At 59.2% G+C, this 20,361-nt stretch carries 18 protein-coding genes; 9 read left to right on the top strand and 9 right to left on the bottom strand.

Features of this window, described 5'->3' with window-relative positions; all coding sequences use genetic code 11:
- The first annotated feature begins 194 nt into the window (after positions 1-194).
- On the top strand, positions 195-617 hold the full coding sequence (locus RRH01S_RS23110) for a helix-turn-helix domain-containing protein (RefSeq protein WP_015917754.1): 423 nt from the start codon (positions 195-197) through the stop codon (positions 615-617).
- Positions 618-699: 82 nt separating this feature from the next.
- Here RRH01S_RS23110 and RRH01S_RS23115 read toward each other — a convergent pair whose 3' ends face one another.
- Genes RRH01S_RS23115 through RRH01S_RS23125 form a run of 3 tightly spaced genes read right to left on the bottom strand, consistent with a single transcriptional unit; the run spans position 700 to position 3,091 of the window.
- Positions 700-2,097, bottom strand: coding sequence for a sensor histidine kinase (locus RRH01S_RS23115; protein WP_034516110.1), 1,398 nt, complete (start codon positions 2,095-2,097; stop codon positions 700-702).
- Positions 2,094-2,765 (bottom strand): response regulator transcription factor, encoded by a 672-nt coding sequence (locus RRH01S_RS23120; RefSeq protein ID WP_034516109.1) that lies wholly within the window; start codon positions 2,763-2,765, stop codon positions 2,094-2,096. Before RRH01S_RS23120 ends, RRH01S_RS23115 begins: the two co-directional genes overlap by 4 nt.
- Before the next feature lie 2 nt (positions 2,766-2,767).
- Positions 2,768-3,091 carry a PepSY domain-containing protein gene (locus RRH01S_RS23125; protein WP_015917757.1) on the bottom strand — a complete coding sequence of 108 codons (324 nt, stop codon included), beginning with the start codon at positions 3,089-3,091 and terminating at the stop codon, positions 2,768-2,770.
- A gap of 169 nt (positions 3,092-3,260) precedes the next feature.
- Here RRH01S_RS23125 and RRH01S_RS23130 point away from each other — a divergent pair, with 169 nt between their 5' ends.
- Positions 3,261-7,304 (top strand): Pls/PosA family non-ribosomal peptide synthetase, encoded by a 4,044-nt coding sequence (locus RRH01S_RS23130; protein ID WP_042474334.1) that lies wholly within the window; start codon positions 3,261-3,263, stop codon positions 7,302-7,304.
- A gap of 121 nt (positions 7,305-7,425) precedes the next feature.
- Here RRH01S_RS23130 and RRH01S_RS23135 read toward each other — a convergent pair whose 3' ends face one another.
- Complete coding sequence (locus RRH01S_RS23135; protein WP_309546722.1) at positions 7,426-8,163, bottom strand: glycerophosphodiester phosphodiesterase; 738 nt, start codon at positions 8,161-8,163, stop codon at positions 7,426-7,428.
- Positions 8,164-8,597: 434 nt separating this feature from the next.
- Between RRH01S_RS23135 and RRH01S_RS23140 the strand changes: the two genes are divergently transcribed.
- On the top strand, positions 8,598-9,068 hold the full coding sequence (locus RRH01S_RS23140; protein ID WP_037219967.1) for a hypothetical protein: 471 nt from the start codon (positions 8,598-8,600) through the stop codon (positions 9,066-9,068).
- Between the two features lie 167 nt (positions 9,069-9,235).
- On the opposite strand, the gene RRH01S_RS23145 is transcribed toward RRH01S_RS23140, so the two are convergent.
- The 3 genes from RRH01S_RS23145 to RRH01S_RS23155 form a co-directional block, all read right to left on the bottom strand.
- Positions 9,236-10,762 carry a SulP family inorganic anion transporter gene (locus tag RRH01S_RS23145; RefSeq protein WP_037219962.1) on the bottom strand — a complete coding sequence of 509 codons (1,527 nt, stop codon included), beginning with the start codon at positions 10,760-10,762 and terminating at the stop codon, positions 9,236-9,238.
- A 4-nt stretch (positions 10,763-10,766) separates the two neighbouring features.
- On the bottom strand, positions 10,767-11,471 hold the full coding sequence (locus RRH01S_RS23150; protein WP_042474338.1) for a carbonic anhydrase: 705 nt from the start codon (positions 11,469-11,471) through the stop codon (positions 10,767-10,769).
- A gap of 238 nt (positions 11,472-11,709) precedes the next feature.
- Positions 11,710-13,506, bottom strand: a complete 1,797-nt coding sequence (locus RRH01S_RS23155; RefSeq protein ID WP_042474538.1) for a hypothetical protein — start codon at positions 13,504-13,506, stop codon at positions 11,710-11,712.
- Positions 13,507-13,926: 420 nt separating this feature from the next.
- Between RRH01S_RS23155 and RRH01S_RS23165 the strand changes: the two genes are divergently transcribed.
- From RRH01S_RS23165 to RRH01S_RS23180, 4 genes are all read left to right on the top strand, one after another.
- On the top strand, positions 13,927-14,136 hold the full coding sequence (locus RRH01S_RS23165; RefSeq protein ID WP_007691656.1) for a cold-shock protein: 210 nt from the start codon (positions 13,927-13,929) through the stop codon (positions 14,134-14,136).
- A 130-nt stretch (positions 14,137-14,266) separates the two neighbouring features.
- A complete protein-coding gene (locus RRH01S_RS23170) occupies positions 14,267-14,491 on the top strand; it encodes a hypothetical protein (protein WP_007691662.1) in 225 nt (74 codons plus the stop codon).
- Positions 14,492-14,526: 35 nt separating this feature from the next.
- Positions 14,527-14,907 carry a DUF6481 family protein gene (locus tag RRH01S_RS33595; RefSeq protein WP_007691664.1) on the top strand — a complete coding sequence of 127 codons (381 nt, stop codon included), beginning with the start codon at positions 14,527-14,529 and terminating at the stop codon, positions 14,905-14,907.
- Positions 14,908-15,211: 304 nt separating this feature from the next.
- Positions 15,212-17,068, top strand: coding sequence for a B12-binding domain-containing radical SAM protein (locus RRH01S_RS23180; RefSeq protein ID WP_034516096.1), 1,857 nt, complete (start codon positions 15,212-15,214; stop codon positions 17,066-17,068).
- A 62-nt stretch (positions 17,069-17,130) separates the two neighbouring features.
- Here RRH01S_RS23180 and RRH01S_RS23185 read toward each other — a convergent pair whose 3' ends face one another.
- A complete protein-coding gene (locus RRH01S_RS23185) occupies positions 17,131-18,054 on the bottom strand; it encodes a LysR family transcriptional regulator (protein WP_192903462.1) in 924 nt (307 codons plus the stop codon).
- 107 nt (positions 18,055-18,161) lie between these two features.
- Here RRH01S_RS23185 and RRH01S_RS23190 point away from each other — a divergent pair, with 107 nt between their 5' ends.
- Together RRH01S_RS23190 and RRH01S_RS23195 are read left to right on the top strand one after the other, a co-directional pair.
- Positions 18,162-18,728 (top strand): chromate transporter, encoded by a 567-nt coding sequence (locus RRH01S_RS23190; protein ID WP_034516094.1) that lies wholly within the window; start codon positions 18,162-18,164, stop codon positions 18,726-18,728.
- Complete coding sequence (locus tag RRH01S_RS23195) at positions 18,725-19,255, top strand: chromate transporter (RefSeq protein ID WP_034516093.1); 531 nt, start codon at positions 18,725-18,727, stop codon at positions 19,253-19,255. The genes RRH01S_RS23190 and RRH01S_RS23195 overlap by 4 nt, the downstream gene beginning before the upstream one ends.
- Before the next feature lie 47 nt (positions 19,256-19,302).
- Here RRH01S_RS23195 and RRH01S_RS23200 read toward each other — a convergent pair whose 3' ends face one another.
- The gene (locus RRH01S_RS23200; protein ID WP_161600005.1) at positions 19,303-20,358 is read right to left on the bottom strand and encodes an HlyD family secretion protein; all 1,056 of its coding nucleotides are present in this window, start codon (positions 20,356-20,358) and stop codon (positions 19,303-19,305) included.
- Positions 20,359-20,361: the final 3 nt, after the last annotated feature.

The raw sequence follows: 20,361 nt of genomic DNA on the forward strand, positions 1-20,361 counted from the left end.
AGATATTTTAAATTGTTATTCTTGAAGAAACGTATGTGATCGTGATAGATTATACTTAATTTATTATTATCACACGAATATATAGTAACTTATGGCAATGCAATCCATTTAGACGGCAGAATAATTATGGCTGTATCTATGAAGATGCTACTCGCCATCTGTGCGCGGAGAAGCGAAACTGATCGGGCGCCAACATGAGCAACATTGTCACGAGCAGAAAACCTTATAATGCATCGGCCAGTGGATCGGGGTGCCATCCCGTCGACACCTACGTTGGGCAGCAGATTCGCCTTGCGCGCAAGCAGCAGCGAATGTCCCAAGAGGCCCTCGCGAAATGCCTTGGAGTGACATTTCAACAAGTCCAGAAATACGAAATAGGTGCCAATCGCGTCAGTGCATCGAAGCTGTTCGAGATAGCGACGGCCCTGCAAAGGCCCGTTTCCTATTTCTTTGAAGGCTTTGCCAATGCGGCGGAAAGGGATCCGACGGACGTGGAAAGAGAAAGCGTCACGGTCATCCAGTATACCGCTGAGGGCCGGCGTCTGGCGAAGGCCTTCGTCGCGGCGATGCCAGACGTTCGCAAGGCGGTCGTAGGCCTGCTGGAATCGATGAAGTAGCGCTGGATCATTGAGCGTGTGCAACTGCAAGAGGTGCTCTGCGAACACTATCTGGATAGCCGTTTGCATGTCGAGCGACCTCCTATGTCAACAAGCCCGCGGCCGCCTGCCGATCCTTGACCAATCGTGCCGGCAGGCTGACAGTGACCGACAATCCGCCAAGATCCGAACGAGTGAGGACGAGCTTGCCGTCGTAGGCTTCCACCAGATCCTTGGCGATCGCGAGACCAAAGCCGGTGCCCGTGATGCTTTCGTCAAGGCGCCTGCCGCGCCGAATGAACGCCTCTTTCACACCCTCCGGCAGACCGGGACCATCGTCATCGATGATCAACTCGACACCACCGTGCTCCTCCAGCACGGACAGGCGAACCCTCACTTTCCCCCTCGCCCATTTCCGGGCATTGTCGATCAAGTTGCCGGTAATATCGGCAAAATCCGTTTCGTCTATCGCCAGCCACACCTCCGGCTGCTCGGAGAGTTCGAACTCGATCTCCCTGTCGACCGTCAGGCGTTGCATGACGGAAATGATCTTCTTCAGATCGGCGCTTGCATTCAGGACACCAGCCGTATGAGCAGCCGCCAAGCTTGCCCGGGTTTGCGCCAGCGTGCGCTTGATCTGTGCTTCCATCCGGCCGATCTCGTTGCGGATCGCGGTCGCTCGCGCCGGCATACCCTCTTCCGCAAGCATGCGCGCCGTCGCTTCAAGCGCCGCCAGTGGGGTCTTGAGACCGTGCGCCAGGTCGCCGGCACGCGCTCGCGCTTGCGCCAATTGTGTCTCGCGAGACGTCAGCAGGCCATTGAGATCGTCGACGAGAGGCTGGACTTCGTGCGGGAACTGGCCGGTTATCTGCCGCGCGGATCGGTCCTGTACCGCCATCAACGCGATGCGCAGATCATGCAGCGGCCGCAATCCATACCGCAGAAACGCCACGACCGCGCCGATCAAGGCGACCGACAGCACCCCGAGAGAAGGCGCCATGGCATAGAAGAAGCGCCAGCGCGCCGGCGCAAGTTCACCGTTGTCGAGCGCCATCACGATATCGACCGTCTGGTCGCCGGTTGCCGACGTAATCGAAACCGACCTCTCGACGGCCAGGAGCTGACTGCCGTTAGGCCCCGACATATCCGTCGCGCGACCCGCTTCTCGCGGGCGAGAGCGAACCCAGGGCAGATCCTGTTCCCACAGCGATTGAGAGCGCAGCTCCACTGTGCCGTTGCGGCCGACCTGCCAATAGAAGCCGCCATTGGGCACGCCAAAGCGCGGATCCGTTGGCATCTCGTCGAGAACCAACTGGTTGGAGGCATTTATGTCGACTGCCGCCAGCAGGACTCGCAATTCCTCGTCAATTTCGGAAAGCGCCAGAGCCCGCACGGCCAACCCGGAAATGGCATTGATGCCGATGCCGGCAAGAAAGGTCGCCACGACGATCGCCACCGCCGAACCCAGCAACAACCGTCCTCGAAGCGAGAATGGTGTCATACCGACGGCACCTCGCTCGGGATGAGATAACCCTGGCCCCGGCGGGTCTCGATCACTGTTCCATCGAATTTGCGCCGAAGGCGTGCGACGACGACTTCAAGCGCGTTCGACAGAAGCTCCGTCTCCTCGTCATAGATGCTGTCAGCAATCTGCGACCGGGAGAGTACGGTGCCGGCATTGTGCAGGAGATAGGCGAGCAGACGATATTCGAGCGCGGTGACCTGAACTGGCTGGCCGCGAAACGAGACCGTGCGCTGGCGGGTATCGAGTTCCAATACGCCGTTGGAAAGGATGGGCGATGACTGCCCTGCCGCCCGGCGCATCAGAGCACGCACGCGCGCCAGAAGCTCTTCCATGCGAAAAGGCTTGGTAAGGTAATCGTCCGCCCCGGCATCCATGCCGTCCACCTTGTCGCGCCAGCCGTCACGGGCGGTCAATATGATCACCGGCATACCGCGCCGTCCGGCGCGCCAGCGCCGCAACACCGTCAAGCCGTCGAGTTTCGGAAGGCCGAGATCGAGGATGACCAGGTCAAAATGTTCGACATCGCCGCGATACCACGCCTCCTCGCCGTCGGTGACGGTCGAGACGATATAGTGCTGGTCTTCCAGACAACGGCGCATGTCGGATACGATGGTGGGCTCATCCTCCGCGATCAGGATACGCATCGTCAGTGTCTCTCAATCACGGCGAGCGTCGAGCCATCCAGCACGATGTCGCCACGTTTTCCATCGGCTCTCAGCACGCGCACCGCATAAGCCTGATGCCCCGCGCGGCGTATCCGTTTGATGCGCAGCACCCGGCCCGGCATTTCGCGGGCGACGACGGCGTATATATCGCGCAACGGCCGCAGGGCCTCCGCAGTTTCCACCGAGACATTGTTGTGCGGATTGGCCGAGGCATTCACGCTTTCAAAGCACAGCAAAGTCACTGCCAAAAGAACAGCCAGCCAGCGGGGCCAGCCGGCTCTTTGCCCGTAGATGCACAACGCCATTCATCCTTCTTTCGACACTGCGGCAGGCAAGGCCCGCGGCTGCCCTAGCATAGCTGCGCCAACCTTACAGTTCGCTGACAGCGCCAGTAAGAGAGCTGCAAATTGAAAGGTATATAAGCATCGACGGATCGAGTCCCGATCGTGTCAACACAAGTGTCGCAGAAGTTACATGACTATCCAGATGTCGTCGATTACCTCAAATGCCAGCCTGTCCGTATTCTCCGGCAATATCCGACCTGAGTTCATTCGCGACGAGACACTGGTGGATATATTCAAGGCGACGGTCGCCCGCGCCCCGGACAAAACGGCACTTACCTTGATCGGAACCGATCAAACGATGACCTATGCCGAGCTTGACCGGCTCTCGGATCGAACCGCCCGTGCCCTCAGCTTGCGCGGCATCGGCCCGGGTGATTTCGTCGGCCTTTGGTTCCAACGCTCTCTCGAGCTGCATGTCGCGCTTCTCGCGATCCTCAAGGCGGGCGCTGGCTATATTCCATTCGATGCCGCCGCACCCGCGGACCGTGTGGCGACGAGCCTTGCCGATTGCGGCGCCAAATGGCTGTTAACCCATGACGGCCTGGTAGAGTTCGCGCCGGCTTTCGACGGTGAAACCCTTCTGCTTGAAACGCTGCTTGGCGATGATAACACGGACATCGTGCCGCGCGCGGCAACCCACGACGATCCCGCCTACGCGATCTACACATCCGGCTCCACTGGCAAGCCAAAAGGGATCGTCATTTCGCATCGAAACATCTGCCACTATCTGAGGGCAGGCAACGATATCCTCGGGGTCAACGGATCGGACATCGTCCTTCAGCAGGCTTCGGTCGCCTTCGATCTCTCCCTGGAGGAGATATTCGTACCCTATCTGGTCGGTGCGACCCTCAAGGTGGCGACTGCGGCTGTCATAGCCGAACTGGACCGGCTCGCCGACGTGCTCGAAGCGGAAAAGATCACGGTCATCGACACGGTGCCGACGCTGCTCACCATGCTGGAGCGCGATGTCGAAAGCCTGCGCGTCATCATCGTTGGCGGCGAGGCGTGTCCGCCTGCGATCGTCAGCCGGTTTTCGCGGCCCGGCCGTCGCCTGATCAATACCTACGGTCCGACCGAGACGACAGTCGTGGCGACCTACGCCGAACTTACCCCTTCGCGACCGATCACGATCGGCGGCCCGATCGCGAACATGACGGCCTATGTCGTCGACGAAAATCTGGCGCTCGTTACGCGTGGTGATGCCGGGGAACTGCTCATCGGTGGGCCGGGCGTCGCGGCCGGATACCGGAACCTGCCGCAGCTCACCGCCTCCAAGTTCGTCGCAAACCCCTTTGCACCTCATGGCGATCCGGTGCTCTATCGCAGCGGTGACGCCGTGCTGATGGACGAGGAAGGCCAGCTTCATTTCCTCGGGCGTATCGATGATCAGGTGAAGATACGCGGGTATCGTATCGAGCTCGGCGAAATCGAAACCGTCATCGGCGAACTTGCCGAGGTGAAGACGGCCTCGGTAGTGGTTCACCGCACACCCGACGGCGAAGACATGCTGGTTGCGCATGTCGTGGCGTCGGGCAACGCTTTCGATCGCGAAAAGGCGCGTGCTGCCTTGGCAACCAAGCTGCCGCCCTACATGGTTCCCACCGCCTGGCAGAGCCATGTGTCGCTGCCGCGGCTGGCCTCCGGCAAGATCGACAGGAAAACGCTTGCCGCCATACCGCTGGCGAACGATCAAACGACCCAGACCCAGGAGCCGCCCCGCAACTGGGCCGAGGCGCAACTCCTGAAGGCAGCGATAGAAGTGCTGCGCGTCCGCGTGGTGAACCTGGAAGCGGATTTCTTCACCGAACTCGGCGGCCATTCCATGCTGGCGGCCCGGTTTGTGTCCGAAGTCCGCAAGATCAAACCGCTTGCAGGCATCGCCCTGCGCGACGTCTATGCCGGCCGCAGCCTCAGAGGCATCGCAGCGATCCTGGAAGCGGGCACCGATCACTCTTCCGAGCCGGATCGCGTCGATTTCACGCCTGTTCCCTGGCGTCGGCGCTTCCTCTGCGGCCTGGCTCAGGCTATCGTGCTGCCCTTCATCATCGCGCTTGCCACGCTGCAATGGATCGGCCTGCTGCTGGCATCTATCCTGCTCATTCAGGATGGCGTTCCGATGTGGAATGAGATGCTCGTTCTCGGTGCCATCTATGTCGGTCTGAACCTTGGCGAGAAGCTGATGGTCGTCGGCCTCAAATGGCTCATCATCGGCCGCACCCGTCCCGGCGTTTACCCCCTGTGGGGTAGCTATTATTTCCGCATCTGGCTGATGCAGCGCATCGTTCAGCTCACGGCGCCCAAATTCCTCAAGGGCTCGCCGCTGATACGCCTCTATATGCGCGCGCTTGGCGCCGATGTCGGCCGCGACGTGATGATCGATGAATTCGAAGAGGGTGCAATCGATCTGGTGAGGATCGGCGCCAGGTCGAGCCTCGGCGTCAAGCTCAAGCTCGCAAACGTGGAAGTCATCGGCAACCAGATCCATGTCGGCACCATCGATATCGGCGAAGGCGTGCAGATCGGCAATGGCTGCGTGATCGGCCACAACGTCAAGATCGGCGATGGCGCTGAAATCGGTGATCTGACGGCCATTGCGGCTCACACAAATGTCAAAGCCCATACGCGCTGGGATGGTTCGCCAGCTCGCCAGACCTCGGAAGTGGAGCCCACCTCCGATCCTACTCATCCCGAACTTGGAGCCGTGGCGCGCGCGTTTCAATTCGCAAGCTATTTCGTCGCCTACAATCTGAGCCTGGTCATCGGGCTACTGCCGATCTTTCCGGCCTTCTTCCTGTTCTCCGCCGTGCAGCAAATGCTGTCGCCCGGCACTGATGAACCTCTTTCCTGGTGGATGGTCACCACGCTCGCCTGGCCAGCAGCCCTTGTGCTGATCGTCGTGTCGATGGCCGTCGTCGTCGTGCTGCGCTGGGTGCTGCTGCCCCGTGTCGTGCCCGGCCGCTATTCCATCTTCGGCAATCTCTATTTCCGCAAATGGGTCGTCGGCCTGACCACCGAGGCGATGCTCGAAACCCTCAATTCGCTCTATGCCACCGTCTTCATGCGCAACTGGTATCGCCTGATGGGTGCCAAGATCGGCAAGGGCACGGAAATCTCGGCAAGTTTCGCCGGCCGCTACGACCTCATCGAGATGGGCCGCGATAATTTCATCGGCGACGAAACCGTCTTCGGCGATGAGGAGATCCGCAATGGCTGGATGCTCCTCGAGCGCCTCAAGACCGGCGACCGTTGCTTCTTCGGCAATTCCTCCGTCATCTCGCAGGGCGCGGTGATTGAGGATGATGCCCTGGTGGGCATCAAGACGAGGCTGCCTGATAGCCTGCATGTCAAGGCAGGGGAAACCTGGTGCGGCAGCCCGGCCTTCCAGTTGCCAACCCGCCAGAAGCTGCAGGCAGCAGCGGCGAGCACCTATGCGCCACCGTTGCGCATGCGCCTCGTGCGTGTGGCGTTTGAAGCCATGCACACCTCGCTGCCGACGGCCATCCTCATCGTGATGGCGATGGCAACCGCCAATCTCCTGGCGAATGCGATCGATGACGGAGCCTGGGGCAGGTTATTCTGGATGCTGATGGCAACGGGATTGGCGACGTCCGGCATCCTCTATCTGGTGGCGGTCGCGTTCAAATGGACCTTGATCGGCACCTACAAGCCGATGAACAAGCCGATGTGGTCCTGGTGGGCAATGCGTACGGAGGCCGTCGCGGTCTTCTATGGCGGGCTCGCCAGCAAGGCACTGCTGGACTATCTGCGCGGCACGCCGTTCCTGCCGTGGCTTCTGCGCCCCTTCGGCACCAAGATCGGTCGCGGCACCTGGATCAACACGACCGATATCTGCGAGTTCGATTGCACGGAGATTGGCGACCATGCCGTTCTCAACATGGGCTCCTGCCCCCAGACGCATCTCTATGAAGACCGCATCATGAAGGTTGGCAGGATCAAGATCGGCGCAGGGGTGACGATCGGCTCCGGCAGTACCGTGCTGCATGATGCCAGCGTCGGAGATTTCGCCGAAATCGGTCTCCTGACCTTCGTGATGAAAGGCGAGACCATTCCGGCGGGAACATCCTGGGCCGGCACGCCCGCCCAGGCGGTTCATGCCACGCAAGACACAGTGCCTGCAAACCAAAGCGAGGCTCTGCCCTCCGCTGCGGCATGAACACGGGTCGTATCAACGCCTCTTCACCGGGGCGGCCTATAAGACGCCAACGCCGTCCTTGCCCATCCGGTTTCGGGTGGGCGGGATGCGCCGCTTTAGGTTAGTCCCGTACAGCCTAGATTTATTTCCCTGAGTTTTCTGCTGCTACCAGCGCTTCCAGCCCTACCGGATCGTCAGTGGTGATCTGGTCCACCCGAAGTGCGAGAAGCCGCATCACTTTCGGCAGTATTTCCTTCGTTGCCGCGCGAATGGTGTAGGCGTCCACCTCCAGGCCATGGGCTTGGAATGCCCCGATCAGGTCAAACCCTTCGGCATCGGCGAACAATATCAGCTCGTGGGCGAGATATATCATCTCCGCGCGCGGAGATGCAGCGATGGCACAGGCAACAAAGCCTGCGAAATCCCGGTTTTCACGCAACCGTTCGCTCGCGCCATTATGGCAGGGGTCGTAGCCGATCGGCATATCAGGAACGGCTTGCGACAGTCGCTCAACCGCTTCGGCATCGCCGGCGGAAAGGATGACGGACCGCGCGACCGGAGTGATCACCTTCGCAAAAGCGGCAATATCGCCTTCGCCTATGCTGGAGGATGGCGCCTTCAGATCCAGTTGCAGCATTGCATCCGGCGAATAGCCGGCATCACGGATGAGCGCCGCCAGATCTTCAATCAGCAGGATCGGGTGAGCCGTCCGGTTTCCATCACCATCGCGAAGACGCAGATGGGCAAAATCTTCGCGCGTGGCAGAGATAAGCGGCCCCTTGCCGGTGGTCGCCGGATGCAGATCCTCGTCATGCAGGACAACGAAACCATCGCCGCCATAGCGCTGCAGATCGATCTCCATGCTGGCGCCGATCGCCATTCCCTCAACGATCCGTGATTGCGTGAATGCGATGTCGCCGGCAAAGCGCCGCCCGCGATGCCATTTGAGGAGACAGCGATGGCCATCTAAATCAATGTGGAGGCCGCGGCGGTCAGGCATTGTGGAACTGCTGTTCGTCATTTTGGTTCGGCTCTGCATTCGTTTGGCGAGGGAGCCTCGCTATCACGGAAATTGTGACAGGACGACGTCGCCTGTGCCGAAAATGCCATAGAACGCACCTATTCGCACGACACGGTCGGCGATAACGTTTTCGACGCCGTAGATCGACACAACAAGGTCTTCCCTATTTGGCTCCAAGAAGTTAAGTCACTCTTTTTCTTATCAGAAGCTGAATATTTATGTTTCATTAACCCGCTTGCCTTAGCAGCCCACACCCCGGCGTTCACGCCGCGTCGCATGCAAGGAATTCATGAATGGCCCCCCACTACCAATCCTCCACCCCGGAGATCTTCCAACGCAAGATCTCCGACTTCTGTACGTTGCGGCTGGCGCCATTACTGCAACAGCGGACCTTCGAAAACGTCCGGGCCTACATGATTGGTCTCGTTCAGTTTCGATCGAATCCTCCCACAAGAGCCGGCAAGATCGATTGGCAGGCGATCGCCCTTGCCTGCGACATGGAGAGCGAACTCACGACCGAAGTGAAACGCGCGGTTCAGCCGGGTTTCGATGCCATCGCCCGCTATCTGGGAATGAGCAAGCCAAGCAAACTAAGCCCGAGCACCGCCCTTCCCCGCCGCCCTCCGAGCAAGCGGGGCAAGAGTACCGGTGCGAGCAACTCCCAGACGCCGACCACCTCTCTCAGAAAGCCGAAAGCTACATCTTCAGACAGACGATCGGCACCACTTATAACGATATCGAATCGCAGCCGTTGGGCTCCATAAGGTCACGCCTCTAGAGATGCTCATCCAGAGCCGAAAGGCTCGGCCTATATTCGCACCAATCGGGATGGCCGACAGCTGGTCCGACCATCCCAATCAACAAGTTCGCTATTTCAGATCAAGCGCCTCAGCCTTGCATGTGCCAAGGCTTCGGTTTGTCTTGTTAGACCTCATGCGACTTCCGCCGACAATCGCTCGAAAATCGGTATTAGCCGAGGATGGCGACCGGCGGGTGGATGCTGGATCTCGACAATGCGGCCGATCTTCCTCTCCCGCTTCAACCATTCCCGCAGTGTTTCCGCGCAGGTGTGATCGAGATAATGCAGGTCCCCGCCAGCAATCCGCACTTTGCGGCTCGCCGGAAGCGTCTCCAGCATATTGAGGAGGAGCGGCACATCTTTGCACGTCGCCACTCCAGCAAGAGCGACATGAACCACCTCCGCATCCTCCGACCGATCGATGGCAAGTTTACGCCGCAGATACGGGAAGACTTCGAGGATCGACAGTGCCAGACCAAGCGCGACACCGACAAGCAGGTCCTGCACAACGACCATAGCAACGGTCGCCGCCCAGATCCCGACCGGCACCCAGCCGTGATGATCGAACAGATGGCGCACATGATGAAGGCTGATCAGCCGCCATCCGGTGACAAGCAGCACGGCCGCCAGCGCCGTCAGCGGCACAAGACCGAGCAATTGCGGCAGGAGCGCCACAAGCCCAAGGATCCAGACGCCGTGCAGGACCGCCGAGGCTCGTGTCCGCGCCCCCGCCTGGATATTGGCCGAAGAGCGAACGATGACACCGGTGATCGGCAAGGCACCGAGGAAACCGCATAGCGCATTGCCGATACCCTGCGCGAAAAGCTCCTTGTTGAAACGCGTCCTGACGCCGTCATGCATGCGGTCGACAGCAGCGGCTGATAGTAGCGTCTCGGCACTGGCAATGACCGCAATCACCAAGGTCGTGACGATAATGCCCGGCTGCACCATTTGCCGGAAGCTTTCCATCGTCGGCAACGAGATACTCTCGATCAATGAGGTCGGCACCTCGACCCTGGCGATCGGCAATTGCAGGGCGACGGTCAATACCGTTCCCGCCGCGACGCCAACAAGCGCACCAGGCACCAGCAGAAGCGATTTCGGCCGGAACTTCTCCCAACCGATCATGGCGAGCAGGGAAATCAGACCGACCAGCAAGGCGGCGGCCTCCTTCGTCAGCCCGGTCCCCCAGAGGCGCCCGATCGTTTTCTCCATGGCGGTGACGTTTTCGATGCCGCCAGCCGCCGGCTGGGCGCCCATCAGGACGTGCACCTGCCCGAGAATGATGAGGATGCCGATGCCGGCGAGCATGCCGTGGACGACAGCCGGCGAAATTGCCCGAAACCAGGAGCCGATCCGCAGGAAACCGGCAAGAACTTGCAGAAGCCCGGCAACGACCAGCACCGGCCCGAGCATGGTGATCCCATATTGCTCGACAAAGCTGAAAACGATCACGGCAAGACCGGCGGCCGGGCCGGAGACCTGCAGCGGTGATCCAGCCAGGAATCCGACCACAACGCCACCGACAATGCCGGAAATCAGGCCCATCGCCACGGGCACGCCTGAGGCGACGGCAATACCGAGGCAGAGAGGAATGGCGACGAGGAAAACGACCAGGGAGGAAGCAAAGTCGCGGGAAATATTGGAGCTGTTGTTCATGACACTACTCCGCGGCAAAGGCTGACGCAGCCTGCGGCATGACCCGCGAATGACCGCGACCGGTCACGGCGACCGGCAATGGTCGGTTTTCATGTATTTCGGTAAAGCTCGCGGTCGCGCCGTCGTAAACTTGGACCTCGCCGGTCTCGATATCGAAGAACCAGCCATGCAACGTTACGTCGTTGGTCGCAAGCTTGGCCGCAACAGAGGGATGCGTGCGAAGATGGTTCAGCTGGACAACCACATTCTCCATGGCGACGGCCCGCACCTTTTGCCGTTCGGACAAATCGGCCGGATAGGCCTCACAAACGATCGAGTGGGCGGCATAGCTGTGTTTCAGCCAGGCGGAGACATTCGGCATCGGCTTCAGCAATTCCGGGCAGCATAGCCCTTTCATTGCGCCGCAATCGGAGTGCCCGCAAACGATGATGTCGCGGACCCCGAGCGCCAGGACGGCATATTCGATGGCAGAGGACACGCCGCCATTTGCGGTGGAAAACGGCGGAACGATGTTGCCGGCATTGCGGCATACAAACAACTCCCCCGGTCCCGATTGCGTGATTGTTTCCGGCATCACCCGGCTGTCCGCGCAGGAAATCATCAGGGCCTGCGGTTGCTGGCCTTCCTGCGCGAGCCTGCGATAAAGCGCCGAATGGTTGGGAAAGACCGCGCCGCGGAAGCTCGAGATACCTTTTAGCAAATCATTCATGTCTGGTCCTTTTGTTGAGGGGCCGGACAGAAGGCTGGGGGTGCACCCTAGCCCGGCAAATTAGCACATGCATATTTGTGCAAGTGCGAAATAAGAAAGGGGTGCCGTAAAGGAAATGGCCGTAGCGTCCATTCGTCAGCGCTGCGGCGTCAAAATAATGTGAGCATATCGTGAGATGATTTTGCTTGATCCATATGCCACCGCTTCGAGGCGATCGCGCTATGTGGGAACAAGCAGGTCAATTGACGGTGACGCTCTTCCAGCCGCCGTCATAGATCCAGAGTTTATGATTGGTCGTATCGTATTGCATGGGCACCATACCGTTCACCGGAGTCGGTACGCCCGTGGGAGCGCCGGCTGTCGCAGGTATGTATGGGAACCCGGCAGAGGCATTGGTGGGCAATGATTGCTGTCCTATCTGGACGCTCCCGCCAGACGGATTAAGCGCGAGCGGCTTTGCTAAGGCGCCCGCCTGTATGCTTTGAAAAACAAAGAGATCATTGACCGGATCATACCCCATGCCGAGGCGCTTTTCCGGAGAGGCGAAGTCGGCGATATAGACATTGCCGCTGTTGGTACAGGCGTTGCTCCCATAGGCACAGGTTTTCCAGGAGACATTTGCGGCGGATGCCTGCGCTCTCAGTGTTCCGGCGAAATCCCATGGGTAAGCGGCAGAAGGGTTTCCATATCCAACGCCATGCGCGCCTTTGCTGACGATCTGCAAGCCGGTAATCGTGCTGTCGATGCTGTATGCGGCGTTAACGCCACTCAAAGGACCGGCCATGATCAGGCCCGTCATGTTGTTTTTGGTGGTTCTGCTCGTTGCTTGAATGGCAACGCTTTGATTTTTCCCCGATAGGCTGAAGTTATTTATAGTCAGATTTTGGACCCAGGGCGCTCCCGAGGTGTCGATGAGCAGTGCGGGATATGCTGCCAATCCAGCAGCGCTGGGGTCGGTGCATTGCAGATTGTTGAATGTCGCCGGTCCCTTGAAGTTCACACAGTACTTTTTGGGATTTTTGACCAGGACATTCGACCATACGGAATCATCGGCGTAGAAATCGCTCCATATCCCATAGCTTTCAGGATTATAGACTGCGATGTTGCTGTAAACCGAATTTGGAGAATAGGTGGCGAAACCAATTCCGGATTGATCCAGATGACTGTTTTTCGGATCGATTTTGGCACCGTATGAGGAGATATTGCTCCAGGTCCCATACGCTCCTCCGCCGATGTCATTGATGAAGCCGACATAGGATTGAACATCAATTGCGTTGGAGATAATCGCGCCGCTGCCGCCGCCATTGTCTATCCCCGCTCCATTATGCCCTAAGATAGGACCACTCGTTTCATCGCCGGAGCCGCAATTCGAGGTATGGATATTATCCAGAACTACAAAGGAAGGTCTTGCCCAGACACCCACGCTGCCCTTCATGGCGCCGATGCCAATGCAATTGTTGTATCCCTCGCTAACCCGCAGATTCGTTCCGTGAAACCGATCCGCCTGGATCACGAATGCAACGCCGCCCCAAGGATTGCCGCCAAAGTATGCAGGCGTCGTATAGGATGCTCCCTTCGGCAGTGCGTCTATGCTTAGATTGTCAATGACGGTACCAGGTGCCGAAGCGAGTACATCAACAACGGGCGCGGCCGGGGAGCCGCTTGACGCATTCCACTGGATGATGGTTCCTGCACCTTGTCCTTGGATTTCCGTGGTGGAAGCAATTTTCAAAGTACTTGTTGCCGTGTTCAGGCAGAAGGTTCCCAAAGGTAAAATGAGTTTTCTGCCGGCGGCTGCCGCGACAGCTGCGTTCAGCGATTTCGTGGCGTCAATCGTGCAGGAGGGGTCACTGACGAGGCCGTAATCCAATGCGTTCACTGTTCCCGTGGGCGATGGAACAACACCCTGGGTCTCAGCCGCATTTGATAGCCTGCCGGAGTTCTTCAGATCCTCGGGGAAACCATTGGAAGGGGCGATTGTGCAAAGCAAAATGCACGCATGGGAAAATTTAAAGCGGAGAATTGTATTTCTCATGAAAATCATCTCCCATGGGCGAACGGTTCGCCCCCAAACATCCTCCACAATTCCAGCCAGCGCACGATATTGGAGGATGTAATATCCGCAATACAGACGGCGTCACTCCTATACGATATGACACCGCCATGCCTTTAGTGATGTGAACTTCGGCGGGATCAAAGCAAAACGCCATCGATCCCTGCCCAATTGCAAGGCCCAAAAATACAACTATAAAACGTGATCAAGCGCGAAAAAAACTAAAAGTTGACAAACATAATGAGAACGACTAAGGTCTGAAAGTCGATATTTGCTTGCTGAGCTTTGGTTACCGCGCGTTTAGCACCGCGCCCTGAACGAACCTTCCTTTCAAAAATCGTTATCATCATCCGCGACGCATTGGCGCCGTGGTTCTTTAATATTGCTATGAAAGGGTTCATCATGACCACTGGCACAGTTAAATGGTTTAATTCCACCAAGGGCTTCGGCTTCATTCAGCCTGACGACGGCGGCGCTGACGCTTTCGTTCACATCTCTGCCGTCGAGCGCGCCGGAATGCGCGAAATCGTCGAAGGCCAGAAGATCGCCTACGAACTTGAGCGCGACAACAAGTCGGGCAAACTGTCTGCTTGCAACCTTCAGGCTGCTTGAATTGAGATCTGCTTTCCTTTGACCGCGGATGTACCGGCACTGTTGAGAGCATGATATCAGCGAGGTCAGGCAAGTTGCCTGGCCTTTTTTATTGACGCCCGCTCAGCGGCCCTCAAATCCAGGACGCACCATGACAGAGAAACACAGCAAATCTCGCCAGCAGGCGGAAATTGCGTTCGGTGACGCGCAATCGCAGTTCTTTGCTCGCAACAGCGCGGTCGACGAACTTGACTCGCTTGTCCGTGCACGGCAGGAAAAGACCTTGCGTCTGCGGGAGGCCCGCGAGGCAAAGGAATCCGAGACGCGGCTGAAAGTGGCCACTGCCCTTGCCGCAAAACGCGCAGGAAAAATCTGAGCTTCGGCTCAGAAGACAACAACCAGGACCGAGCATTGAAAAACGCCAGAAACAACGAACTTTCCGATCGCCGCGGCGCGGCCAAGGAAGCGAAAGCTGCTCTTCTTAACGCCTTTCGCGCTGCAAAAGACAGCAACGACCCCGCCAAGCTTGCCAAGCAGGCAGAGCGCCAGGCCGTTGCCGCCGCCAGGGAAAAGCGACACGCCGAGCAGCAGCGAGCAAAGCTCGAGGAGCGCGAGCGCCTGCAGGCGGAGGCCATAGAACGCCAAGCTGCCGCTGAAGCCGCCGCCAAGGCCGAGATCGAAGCACGCGAGACGGCGGAGAAAGACCGCATCGCCCGCGAGATCGAGGAAGAAGCTGCCCGCAAGGCTGAGCGCGACCGTCGTTACGCCAGTCGCAAGGCGAGACAGGCATAACGCCAAACAAGCAGACCGGCTTCCGCTCGCGCCGTCGAGCCGTCGCCCTTGGAGCACGGGGTTGCCCCGCGCTCCAGTTACTACCGAATCCCGCCCATCGAACAACGAGCGCCGGCCCGGCATAATCTCGCCGTAAGCCTAGGTCATCCCAGCCTTAAAGCGCCTCCGGCGTTACATAATGGCCGATGCTCCCCTTATTTGCGTCACTTTGACGCCCATCACATCAAGATCTTCTAATATCCCCTTGACGTAGCAAATGGAGTACATAAAGCTAAATTAGAAGTAGCTGGATTGGGGACATCGCATGCGGGGGCATCCACTCATCGAGTCGGCGAATGACAGTCTTTCTCCAACAGTACCGATAAGCCGCGTAGACATATGGCTCATCAAGGCCACGCGGTATGATGACAATGGCTATCCGATCCGCTGGATCCGATCGGCCATTCCCTCCAACTCACTCGCCTGTGTCTGGGCCTTGGTCGATGATGCGGCGTCGCGCGGCGTGTTCGGTGCAGGCGTCGACGTACAGGTCCATGCCATCGACGAAACAAATACGCGGGTCGACATTCCAGCCATCCTGAAGAGCCATCATGCCGAGGGAACACGGGCCATCGTCATGCTCGTCGGCGTGCAGACCAACCAATATCCTCGGGCAATGGATATCGCGCGCCCATTACGTCAGGCAGGCGTGCCGGTCTGTATCGGCGGCTTCCATGTTTCCGGCTGTGTCGCCATGCTCGGCGAGGATGCCGAAGAACTGGCGCTGGCCCGGGAGCTGGGCGTCAGCCAGTTCGCCGGCGAAGCCGAACCAGATCGCCTGGATGCCGTGTTGCAAGACGCCTTGGCCGATACGCTGAAGCCGCTTTATAATCACCTCAAGAAAGAGCCGGTCCTGCCGGGTTCGCCGGTGCCGCTCCTGCCGGGGCCTATCGTGCGGCGCTCCTTCACGCATTGGTCGAGTTTCGATCTCGGCCGCGGCTGTCCGTTCGAATGTTCCTTCTGCACCATCATCAATGTGCAGGGCCGTCATAGTCGCTTCCGTACGGCAGACGAGCTCGAGAGGATTGTCCGCCTGAATGCAGCCGCCGGCGTCACCAAATTCTTCGTGACCGATGATAATTTCGCCCGCAACCGCAACTGGGAAGCCTATTGCGACCGGCTGATCGAGCTGCGCGAGCGGGAGGGGCTGGAGGTTCGGCTGCTGATACAGGTCGACACCATGGCCCATCGCATTCCGGGCTTTATCGACAAGGTGGTGAAGGCCGGGGTGAGACTGATCTTCATCGGGCTGGAAAACATCAACCCCGACAATCTGGAAGCGGCCAAGAAGCGCCAGAACCGGATCGAAGAGTATCGTGAGATGGTGCTGGACTGGAAGCGCCATCCGGTGGTGGTCAGCTGCGGCTATATCATCGGCTTCCCGGCCGATACCCGGGAATCCATCCTGCGCGACGTCGATCTGATCAAGCGGGAGCTGGCGATCGATGTCCTCTATTTCAATATCCTGACCCCGCTGCCCGGCAGCGAGGATCATAAGAAGATGAAGGATGCGGGCGTATGGATGGACCCCGATTTCAATAAATATGACCTCAATCACCGCGTCACCCATCACGCACGCATGAGCGACGCCGAACTCGACGCCGTCTTTCACGAGGCCAGCGCGCGCTATTACGACTTCGAGCATATGGAGCGCGTGTTCAAGCGCCGGGTGCAGCTCAAGAACGGCATGCGATTGACGACGCTTTACAATCTGATTGCCTATCGCGAGGGGCCACGGCGCGAGGGCGTTGCTTTTGCCGAATTCGGGCTCGGCCGCATCATCGACCGCCATGAGCGGCGCTATGGCATGCCGCGCGAAAATTCGATTCCCTTTTATGCGCGCTATGCCTGGCGATTTGCGCGTACCGTCGCAGCCTATGCCTACACCTATATCCGGCTGCGTCTCAGCGTGGCCAAAGCTTGGCGCGCCTGGGGCCGTCAGGATCTCTTTCCCTATAGCGACGAAGCCATCGCCGCCGTCGACATGAGCAATGATCCCCTGGTGCAGGAGACCGCTGCGCGCAGCACGGCTTATACAAAACGCCGCCAGGAAAACCGGCTGAAGGCCCGGCTTGGTGAAGCTACATACACTGACCAAGGCACCGAAGTCGCCGGTCGCTGAACTAGATGGGATTCTCGATGGCTCGGACCCGCAATTCACGCGGTCGCTCGATCGTGCCCATATTACCGATGCTGCCGCACGCTCTCGATAAAGCGCCGAACCACTCCGGACGGGGTCTCATCCCTGTAAGCCAGATGTAGCGGCGCAACCAGGCCCGCTGCCTTCTCGATCCGAAAATAGACGATGCCATTCGCCTCCAGGCGCGCCATGGATTCGGGGATGATCGAAATCCCGAGGCTGGCGGCAACGAGGCTCAGTGTCGATAGCAAGCGCGGCGCCTCCTGCCCGATCCGCGGGCTGAAACCGGCCGCGCGGCATGCCGCGATGATGCTGTCGTATAGCCCAGGACCTGACGGTCGACGGTAGAGAATGAAAGTCTCGTTTGCGAGATTAAGAAGCGGGATGCGCCGCGAGGATATGCCGTGCCTGCGGCGTGAGACTGCCCCCGTCGCCAGAGGATGCTGATCCGGCAGCGCCACCAGCATTTCCTCATCAAGAATAGGCTCGATCACCAGCCCCGCCGAAGCGTCGACCGGCGAACGGACGAAGGCGACGTCAAGCCGTTCCGCCCGCAAAGCCTCGATAAGATCTCCCGTACTCGCTTCCTCGAGAGCAAGCGCCACGTCCGGCGCCGATTGTTTGAGCGAGCGAACCATCGAAGACACCAGCGGATGAAACGCGGCCGAACTGGTGAAGCCGATCGCAAGATTGCCCTGCTCGCCGCGCGCCGAGCGTTGCGTGGCCTCAACCGCCAAATCTACATCCGCCAGAATGATGCGCGCTCTTTCCACCAGAGTTTGTCCGGCAGCAGTCAGCGCCATTCCGCGCGGCAGGCGGTGGAATAGTGGCGTGCCGATCATGGTTTCCAGCGCGCGGATCTGCTGACTGAGCGGCGGCTGTTGGATGCCCAGCTGCTCGGCAGCGCGGGTGATGTGCCCGGCGTCGGCAACGGCGACGGCATATCGAAGATGGCGAAGTTCGATCATATGCATACATATAACATATGGGAGCGTCATTATCCATATATTGGACGTTGGCTCGTCCGAAGTTTATCCTGCCAGCAAAATTCAAAGACGAAACGACAGGATAGATTATGGCAGTTTCTGCTCCCCCTGATATCGTCGAGCGCGATACGCCGACATCAACCGAACTGTTCACCGGCTTCCTATTTCTCGGCCTGATCGGATTTGGCGGCGTGCTGCCCTTGGCGCGGCGAATGGTGGTTGAGGAACGCCACTGGCTCAGCGGCGAGGAATTCACCGATCTTCTCGGCCTGTGTCAGTTCCTGCCGGGCGGCAACATCATCAACATGTCCGTTGCCATCGGCCTCAAATTTCGCGGTATCGTCGGCGCCTTCGCCGCACTTCTCGGGCTCATCGCCGCGCCCACCGTCATCGTGATTGCGCTGGGCATGCTCTATGACCGCTTTTACGATGATCCGCATGTCCGACATCTGTTCGCCGGATTGGCGGCCGCTGCCGCCGGTCTCCTGGTGTCCATGGCGATCAAGATCGTGCTGCCCTTGCGCCGCAAGCCCGTTGCCATCGCCATTGCCGCCCTCTGTTTCCTCGCCATCGCGGTGCTGCGGCTGCCCCTGTTGCCGACCATGCTGGTGCTTGCGCCGCTCAGCATCCTGCTCACCTGGAGGCTGCAATCATGATGGCGACGCTTCTTGCCCTGACCGTGATCTTCACGCAGCTCTCACTGCTGGCCTTTGGCGGCGGCAACACCATCCTTCCCGAAATGCAGCGGCAGGTCGTCGATATCCATCACTGGATGTCGGCCCAACAATTCGGCGCAATGTTCGCCCTCGCCCAGGCAGCCCCCGGTCCGAACATGATGATCGTGCCGCTCGTAGGCTGGCATGTGGCGGGCGGCGCCGGCGTACTGGTGACGTCGCTGGCCAAGTTCGGACCGTCCTCGATTTTGACCGGGATCGCCCTACATGTCTGGGAACGCTTCAAGGAGCGCCCCTGGCGGCGCATCGCGCAGGCCGGGCTTGTCCCCATGACGGCAGGCCTCGTTACCGCCAGCGCGTCCGTCATCACCGAGGCATCAGCCCAGGAATGGATATTGGCGGGCATCGTCGGCATCGCGGCCTTGGTCACAGCCACGACGCGCATTCATCCGCTGATCGTACTGGCCGCCGGTGCGCTCATAGGTCTGAGCGGCATCGGGCAGATGTGAGGGCCGGTAATGCCGTGCATCCCGAAACGATCACCCAGCATTGGGAATTACCTTAAGTGGTAACCCCAGTTGTCAAACCCGGCGATGCTATTTTTGACGATGGCCGTGAGGTGGCTTATCGACCAGGGAGAAACGACGTCGACGCGGGAGAGATAGGGGAACGGCAATTGCCCATTGGCGATGACGCGCATGATCTGCTGGCGTTCGCGCACGCCAAATGTCGAGCGGAAATCTGCCGGAAGATTATCGGCGACGACATCGACACGGTCCACATTTCCCTCAACGCTGCGAACACCGTCGGTGAGAATAACCTGCTCGCCTGGCTGGACATCGTAAAGCCTGCCATTGGCAAGATAGGCGAGAACAAACTGGCTGCCGTTCAAGACCTCCATCACAGGCTCACCGGCCCGCAGGACCTGCCCCGGCGACGCAACGGCCGCCCCAACAGTCCCATCCACCGGAGAGCGGACAACGCCATTCGCATAGGCGTCCTCGGTCTTCTGGATTGCGACGTTCAATTTCGCCAATGTCTCATCAATCCCCTTTAACTCTGTCTCCAGGGAATCGCCTTCCGCTCGTAGCGTCACCAAGTCGCGTTCGGCGTCGAAGGTCTCTTTCAAGACATCTAGCCGATAGGTTTGCGGCATGATATCGCCCTTTGGATCGATGCCCAGCCGGTCGGCCGCCTGGCGCGCATCGTTCAATCGTCTGGTCGCAATGGGCAGCAATGACGCAATCACCTGACGGCGTCTCTCCAACGCCTGGCTGCTTGCCTGCGCCGCGAGCAAATTCTGTGACAACTGGGCGATGGATGCCAGGACTTCGGTGGATTCAAGCTCAGCGACGACCTGGCCCTTGGAGACCTTGGCACCCGGCGAGACATTCGTAGCCACCACCCTTGCGGTATAGGCTGCCCCAACGACAAATCGATCGCTCGTGACCAGGCCGTCCGCGTTGAGAACGATGAGATGGCCGATCAGCGCCATGACGAGATAGAAGGAAAAGCCGATCACCAGCAAGAAATAGACGAAACGTCCCAAACGCCTCACCCGCCATCGGACGGAGGGCGCGGCCTCCGGTTCGACAGGCAGTATCTCAGGCATTCT

Source organism: Rhizobium rhizogenes NBRC 13257, from assembly GCF_000696095.1.
Lineage (GTDB): Bacteria > Pseudomonadota > Alphaproteobacteria > Rhizobiales > Rhizobiaceae > Rhizobium > Rhizobium rhizogenes.

What these genes read in the sequence shown, in the direction of transcription:
- RRH01S_RS23110 (WP_015917754.1), top strand. Translation starts at nt 195, where the DNA reads ATGAGCAACATTGTCACGAGCAGAAAACCTTATAATGCATCGGCCAGT.
- RRH01S_RS23115 (WP_034516110.1), bottom strand. Translation starts at nt 2,097, where the DNA reads ATGACACCATTCTCGCTTCGAGGACGGTTGTTGCTGGGTTCGGCGGTG.
- RRH01S_RS23120 (WP_034516109.1), bottom strand. Translation starts at nt 2,765, where the DNA reads ATGCGTATCCTGATCGCGGAGGATGAGCCCACCATCGTATCCGACATG.
- RRH01S_RS23125 (WP_015917757.1), bottom strand. Translation starts at nt 3,091, where the DNA reads ATGGCGTTGTGCATCTACGGGCAAAGAGCCGGCTGGCCCCGCTGGCTG.
- RRH01S_RS23130 (WP_042474334.1), top strand. Translation starts at nt 3,261, where the DNA reads ATGACTATCCAGATGTCGTCGATTACCTCAAATGCCAGCCTGTCCGTA.
- RRH01S_RS23135 (WP_309546722.1), bottom strand. Translation starts at nt 8,163, where the DNA reads ATGGCGATCGGCGCCAGCATGGAGATCGATCTGCAGCGCTATGGCGGC.
- RRH01S_RS23140 (WP_037219967.1), top strand. Translation starts at nt 8,598, where the DNA reads ATGGCCCCCCACTACCAATCCTCCACCCCGGAGATCTTCCAACGCAAG.
- RRH01S_RS23145 (WP_037219962.1), bottom strand. Translation starts at nt 10,762, where the DNA reads ATGAACAACAGCTCCAATATTTCCCGCGACTTTGCTTCCTCCCTGGTC.
- RRH01S_RS23150 (WP_042474338.1), bottom strand. Translation starts at nt 11,471, where the DNA reads ATGAATGATTTGCTAAAAGGTATCTCGAGCTTCCGCGGCGCGGTCTTT.
- RRH01S_RS23155 (WP_042474538.1), bottom strand. Translation starts at nt 13,506, where the DNA reads ATGAGAAATACAATTCTCCGCTTTAAATTTTCCCATGCGTGCATTTTG.
- RRH01S_RS23165 (WP_007691656.1), top strand. Translation starts at nt 13,927, where the DNA reads ATGACCACTGGCACAGTTAAATGGTTTAATTCCACCAAGGGCTTCGGC.
- RRH01S_RS23170 (WP_007691662.1), top strand. Translation starts at nt 14,267, where the DNA reads ATGACAGAGAAACACAGCAAATCTCGCCAGCAGGCGGAAATTGCGTTC.
- RRH01S_RS23180 (WP_034516096.1), top strand. Translation starts at nt 15,212, where the DNA reads ATGCGGGGGCATCCACTCATCGAGTCGGCGAATGACAGTCTTTCTCCA.
- RRH01S_RS23185 (WP_192903462.1), bottom strand. Translation starts at nt 18,054, where the DNA reads ATGATCGAACTTCGCCATCTTCGATATGCCGTCGCCGTTGCCGACGCC.
- RRH01S_RS23190 (WP_034516094.1), top strand. Translation starts at nt 18,162, where the DNA reads ATGGCAGTTTCTGCTCCCCCTGATATCGTCGAGCGCGATACGCCGACA.
- RRH01S_RS23195 (WP_034516093.1), top strand. Translation starts at nt 18,725, where the DNA reads ATGATGGCGACGCTTCTTGCCCTGACCGTGATCTTCACGCAGCTCTCA.
- RRH01S_RS23200 (WP_161600005.1), bottom strand. Translation starts at nt 20,358, where the DNA reads ATGCCTGAGATACTGCCTGTCGAACCGGAGGCCGCGCCCTCCGTCCGA.